We start from the raw sequence: 6240 nt of genomic DNA on the forward strand, positions 1-6240 counted from the left end.
GTTGCAAAAGTTGACGCAACTTTTGGTTTTTCAACAACAATAAGCTTTTTCATGCAAACTCCTTGTAAAACTATCTTAAGATAGACCTAAAACAAAATGTCTTAGGTCTATTAGTGACATAATGCAATGTGAGATAAAAATCAGATTAATTGTTAGACTTTTGATATTTAGCAAAATCCTTATCGCTGTCTATACCTTCTGAAATAAATTGAGAAACTAAATCATCAATATGATCATCAAATTTTTGTTCCGCCCACTCTGGATTAGTAGACACGAGAAAATTAAAGTATTCTTCAAGTCTTGCCATAGCGATTCTATCAATGGTAACAGCTTTCTTAAGGTTTTTGTTAGTTACAAATAATTTAGGCATAATAAAATTCCTCTCTCTCTTTTATAATATATTAACCGCACAGGATGAAACGGTTATATGAGGTGTTAGATGAAGCGTCAGACTGACGCTTCAAATAGTGACATACAAAATATGCTTTTATTCCTGGTGATCGAGCGAAAAAACGTCATACACTAAGGAACAATCGTAGGCTATAAAATGTCATACGTGAAATTTATGGCCAATCGCATTGTGATGATAAAAGTGACATACAAATTTCTAACCGGCAAGCGGAGCTGCGAGAAAAAAGTGTCATACCCAAAACGGCTTGAAAGAAAAAATAAAAGTGTCATGCACATAATTTTCCTGAAGAACTGGATCTGGAAAGAACGTGTCATACATCAATAACCTAAAATAAGTCTCGGATCAACTGTGTAATTACCAAACTTTATTTCTAAATGAAGATGTGGACCTGTGGAAGATCCAGAATTACCGACAGTACCTAACACGGTGTTATAATTAACAGTCTCGCCTGTACTCACATAGATTTTGTTCAAATGACCATAAAGTGAAAACCATTCATTACTATTAGAATCAATGTGTCTGATCAAAACAGAATTACCATAACCACTATTAAGGCGTTGTACTCTCACCACCACACCGCTTGCGACTGGATTTAAAGGCAAATCAAATGTAGTTGTCGTTCTTGAAACAAGATCTACACCCGCATGAAAAAGTTTCACTTTCTTTATAGGGTGCATTCTATAACCATAAGGTGATGTGACATAATTAAGACTGCCGTTAGGTTTTCTAAAAAAGCCATATGGAATCAAAGAAGCGTCAAAATTTGGTGCGTCAGTCGGAGAATATAGCAAAGCTATTATATTAGAATCAAAAATAGCATTGAGCCATTCTCTTTGTTCTTCACTGAACACATGGATAAGGTCATCGATATGTCTTGAATTGATATTTACATCGTAAAGGTCATTAGCGTCAAGCTCTCTAAGACCTACCAATACATCGTTAATGTTTGAATAATTGGTCTGATTAATATTAGAAAGATAAGATACAGCCCTATGACCCTCTCTTGTAACCGTCCTTAAAAAAGTTTTGACTTGATAAGAAATTACTTGATCCTCAACAACAATGTATTCCGTTCTGTAATAATATTCATTCACAGTAATTGAAAGAAACATGATTACAGATTCATAAGGATTTACATTTGTAAGATCGTTAGAGTGTAAAATCATATCATATGCGACAAGATGTATATAATCAGCTCCTATGGTAGCAGCAGCATCATAGTAATCTTTTAGAAAGTCCATACCAACTTGACTAGAATCACTGTTAGAAACAGGGGTTAAGGAAGAAATCAAAGCAATCGGTGGAAAGACAAATATAAAAAAGATGATCACTATGATATAAATGCCCTTCCCTTTACCCTTCTTAGAACTCAATTCACCACCATGCCTTGTTTAATATATTGATCTAAATAAATAGACCTCTGCTTGTAAATTCTCTCAAAATCCTTCGGTAAGTTCCATTCGATTTCATCTTTTGTTAAAATCTTGTGAATACCAAATTTTCGAGTACCGATAAATAAAATACCCTTCCCTTTATTATCAGAAGAAAATTCAGTGGAAACCATTGAAGGGTCAGCATTTTCATTAGTACGAACCAGATCAATTTCAGCATCCGTTAAACCAAGTTCAAGTTTTTTAATTTCAGCAACATCGGTATTTGAAAGTTGAAAAATGATTTTGAAATGAGAAAGACCAATAACACGCTCACCACCAGAAACTTTTAAGTAGTCCGCAAAGTTTTGAGTAGCAGTAGTAACATCACAGCCAAACCCTCGAATTTCCTTTAAAAATCTTTCAACAAGATATTCAAGTGACTTAGGATTTTTTTCAGATGCAAAGTTATGAGCTTCATCAAAAACTAAATGGTGAGTTGGAGGGTTAAAAGTACCAAATGATCTAATGAAGTTATTAAGCGATTTTTGAAGAATATCAATCAATGGTTTAAAAACAAGTTCTTTAAGTCCAGAAACGTCAAACACTTGAAACTTGTCAAAAACTACATTAGTTTGACCATTTAAGAAATGTGACAAAGATCCAGTGTGAATATCTTGAAAATCAATTAAGAAATTTTTACGAACTCTTCTTTCATCAATATTTTCAATATCATCTGGATTCTTAACCTCGTCATTAATAACGTCCATCAAGTCATCAATAGTTGGTATGATTCTAGTTTCAACAGTCTTTATCTTTTCAAACATTTTCTTAAGATCTTGTTTTAAAATATTGCCTTTTCTAGTGGACATATCCTCACTAAACCAATATGAATATTCAACAAAATCATCTATTACATCAGTAATAGCTTGATTGAGATCTTTAGGAGATAAATTTTCAATGTCATAAATGTGAAACGGATTGATACAGACATTTTTATTTTTGAACACGTAACGGCTACCATAAGGAAAATATAAATCCCCTTTAATATCTACAATGTGATTGTAATCATAATAAGGTACATAATCGTTTACAAACTGTCTTAAAAAGGTAGATTTACCCGCCCCAGTTGTTGCTACAATCGCAACGTGACCATTTGAGTTGGTCATACGATCCATTTTATCAATAATCAGAGGTCCTTTATAACGAATACTAGAACCATCTGGTATTATGTTAGATCCCCAATGTGTCCCTTTGGTTTCAATATAATCACTAGAGTTAAAAAGTAAGGTAGAAGCGAAATCCTCAGCCGTAAACGTCCATCTTAAGTTGTCAACAATATTTGGATAATAACCTATGGGTAAAGAAGCAAACCACGGATTGAAATTTTCACCTCGAATATCAGTAAGTTTGAATCCAGAACCACATTCATTTCTAAATTTTTTGATTTTTTCTTTAAGCACTGGCTTTGAAGTGGCTTTTAATTGTAATAAAGTTGTCATTTCAAAAAGACGGTCTTGTGCATTTACCAGTTTAGAAATATTTTTATCAATAGATGCTTTTTGGACATTTGCCTTAATTTGATCCGCATCTGTTTTACCAGAGCTTGCAGCAAATGAATAGGATTTCTTAGCATTAGATATGCCTTTAGAATATTCTTCTGTAAAAGGAACTGGTTTAAAATGAAAAGAAACAACAAAATCATCATCAAATGAAAGAAAATTATCTAACCATGAAAAATATGTGACCGTAAGAGGAAACCTCGAAATATAAAAGTGTCTGTAATATGAATCTTCAATGTGAAGGTGAAGATCGTCACTATCATCTTTATAGATATGTGGGAAAATATCAGAAACACGCCAAGATTCATCAATTGAAATATCATCATAAGATTCTTTGTGTGTTAATTCAGTGATCAGTCTTTTGGTGTCAAATTCTTTAAGTAATTTTGTTGAAAGACCAGATACGGAAAGTTTTCTCGAAAAAGCATCATAAACACTTTTAAGATCAACTAAAGCGTTGTTATAATTTTTTTCTTTAGAATTAATTAGAATGTAAAAGTATAAATTGTTGGTCTTTTTGAATTCGCCAAGATCGTTATCTGCGTTCCCCGATTGGATCGCTTCAAACTTACTTATATTTGAACTTATAATATTTTTAGCAAAGTCTGGATTAGGTAAATCCAAAGATTTCTCCATGTATGATATACACTCAAAAAGGTCAACTCTTTTATTAACAACATAAATACTAAACCTTTCATTAGTCAAAGACATAAGAGCGTTTTTAATAGCGTAGTACATAGATGTTTTAGAAGGTGTTCCCATAAGAGCAACATTGTTAGGTGAAACTCTAAAAAGCATTTTATGTTTACCGTCAGTACCCTTCAAAATATCCTTTATATAATCAATCGGAACATCAAATATCTCGTCCGAGTTCTTCGATTTGAACTGTGATAACATTTTTTTCACTGGCTTTCCCCTCCCACACAATTGTTTCAGAAATGTTGAAAAATTTTCTGTATTCGCTACGTATTACTTTAATGAAAGCAACATACATTGTTTCGTTATATTTCATTTCAGTCAAAGAAAAATAGAAAAATAGTGATACTACTACATAAATTGAAAACAGACCAATGATAAATCTTGAAAGACCAAAGAAGTAGATAAAAGTCATATGGAATATAAATCCCAAACCAACAAAAAGAGAAACTTTAATAAATCTTGGAATTGTTAAGCCGAGCAACTTAGTTCTTGTATCAATATTTCTAGTTAGAAATCGTTGTTCTTCCATGATAATACTCCTTTAATAAAATAATCCGATAACGCCTTGCGTTGCAGCTTGTTGAGATGAACTAGAAGGTGTCACAGCATTACCGACCATACTAAACATAGTGCTACCATTTTGCGGTTGGCTACTTGTACCCATTTTTTTATAAATAAAAGGTCTGATAAGTTCATCCGAAACAGTCGCAAAATATAAAAACACAACCCCTACCACAAATGAAAAGGAATTAATATTACCAGTTGCAATATTCATATTATAAGTTAAGAATGAAATACCGTAGTACAAAAATATGAAAATGAATGATCCAGACACCGTCCAAACGATGAGTTCAGTAATCAAAGCATTAAAAGGTTTGTCATCATTGATCCAAGACGAAACAGCCACTGGTGAAATGTAATAGAAAAAAAGAGCTATAGCAATTCTTTTACCGCCTATAAAAGTCAACTTTGTAAAAAGATAAATGCTAGAAAATAAAATCAATATTTGTTTAACCGCAAGTTCAATATTATTAACATCAACTCCATTAGGGATTTTAAACATACTGGAAATTTTAAAAAACATGTCATCTTTAGTAAAATATTGAATAAAGTTTAAGCTGTGATAATTAAAAGGAATAACAACCTTAACAATAATAAGAGGAAAAGCCGACATAAAAATTAGTGAAAAAATTACTTTTAAAATAAATTTATCAACATTAGGTTCATCTTGCTCTGCAATTACCATCCATTGAATAATAGCAAAATTTACAAACATGATATATGAAATTAAAAGTGTAAACCCTAAAATTTCAGTTTTTAAAGGAAAGTAGTCAAAAAGATTAAGGGGTGGAACTAACAAGTCACTTGCTAGTTCCAAAACCCACGGTAAAATATATTGACCAAGATAAAAAAGCATATACAAAAGAGATCCTAAGACCATGCCACCGAGCGCAATTGAAATCATAAAATCACCTATAACTTTTGTACGTTTTGCACGCCAAGATCTTTAGCAAATACAAATATCACAACGGTAATGACTAACGCAAATACTGCCATAAAAGCCGTTTTCATACCCTTTTTTCTCAATTTATTTTGTTGACTTTCTTCTAAATCTGGATCACCAGATTTTCTGAATGTAGTTATAGCGTCAGCAGTCAACCAAATAAAAGCAGCAAGCGAAAGAAAATTAACAAAGAGTTTTCCATAATAAAGCATTGTATTAGTCATATCATTAACGCTATCCCAGTTATTCACATCAACTTTAGTGCCTGTAGTAAGTAATTTTTCAATACTTAAATTAAAATTCATAAAATCCACCTTTCAAATTTAATTACCATTCTTTATTTAATCTTAGATCATCAATCACTGATTGATTAAGATTATAGTAAAATATATCGCCTTTATTGACACCCTTACCACTTAAGTTCCTATTGGTAATAAAGTTTTGTCCATAAGATGAACCATTACCTGTAGACCAAAGAGAGTTGAGCGTCGTAAAATCGTACATCAAACTTTGCGAAGGTTTAAAGCCTACAATATCAAAGTTCACAAGTAGATTTCCTTTTAAATAATTCTTACTATAAAGGTCTAAGGTTTCCCCCTTTCTCACCGCCAGAGTAGACGGCGGTAAATAGTATTTGAATCGCCAAGTATTATAAATCGGATCACTGACAGATTCATGTGAGAATTTATATGA

At 32.1% G+C, this 6240-nt stretch carries 7 protein-coding genes; all 7 read right to left on the reverse strand.

Annotated features, from left to right (window positions below; translation table 11 throughout):
* Positions 1-145: 145 nt before the first annotated feature.
* Positions 146-370 carry a hypothetical protein gene (locus AC220I_RS16580; RefSeq protein WP_486724975.1) on the reverse strand — a complete coding sequence of 75 codons (225 nt, stop codon included), beginning with the start codon at positions 368-370 and terminating at the stop codon, positions 146-148.
* 359 nt (positions 371-729) lie between these two features.
* Positions 730-1785, reverse strand: coding sequence for a M23 family metallopeptidase (locus AC220I_RS16585; RefSeq protein WP_486724976.1), 1056 nt, complete (start codon positions 1783-1785; stop codon positions 730-732).
* The gene (locus AC220I_RS16590; RefSeq protein ID WP_486724981.1) at positions 1782-4241 is read right to left on the reverse strand and encodes a VirB4 family type IV secretion system protein; all 2460 of its coding nucleotides are present in this window, start codon (positions 4239-4241) and stop codon (positions 1782-1784) included. Before AC220I_RS16590 ends, AC220I_RS16585 begins: the two co-directional genes overlap by 4 nt.
* Positions 4198-4572, reverse strand: coding sequence for a hypothetical protein (locus AC220I_RS16595; protein WP_486724977.1), 375 nt, complete (start codon positions 4570-4572; stop codon positions 4198-4200). The genes AC220I_RS16590 and AC220I_RS16595 overlap by 44 nt, the downstream gene beginning before the upstream one ends.
* A 12-nt stretch (positions 4573-4584) precedes the next feature.
* A complete protein-coding gene (locus tag AC220I_RS16600; RefSeq protein ID WP_486724978.1) occupies positions 4585-5508 on the reverse strand; it encodes a hypothetical protein in 924 nt (307 codons plus the stop codon).
* A gap of 8 nt (positions 5509-5516) precedes the next feature.
* Positions 5517-5852 carry a hypothetical protein gene (locus AC220I_RS16605; protein ID WP_486724979.1) on the reverse strand — a complete coding sequence of 112 codons (336 nt, stop codon included), beginning with the start codon at positions 5850-5852 and terminating at the stop codon, positions 5517-5519.
* A gap of 22 nt (positions 5853-5874) precedes the next feature.
* On the reverse strand, positions 5875-6240 hold a 366-nt coding region (locus tag AC220I_RS16610), incomplete at its 5' end, for a hypothetical protein (RefSeq protein WP_486724980.1).

It is taken from the genome of Fusibacter sp. (assembly GCF_057447755.1).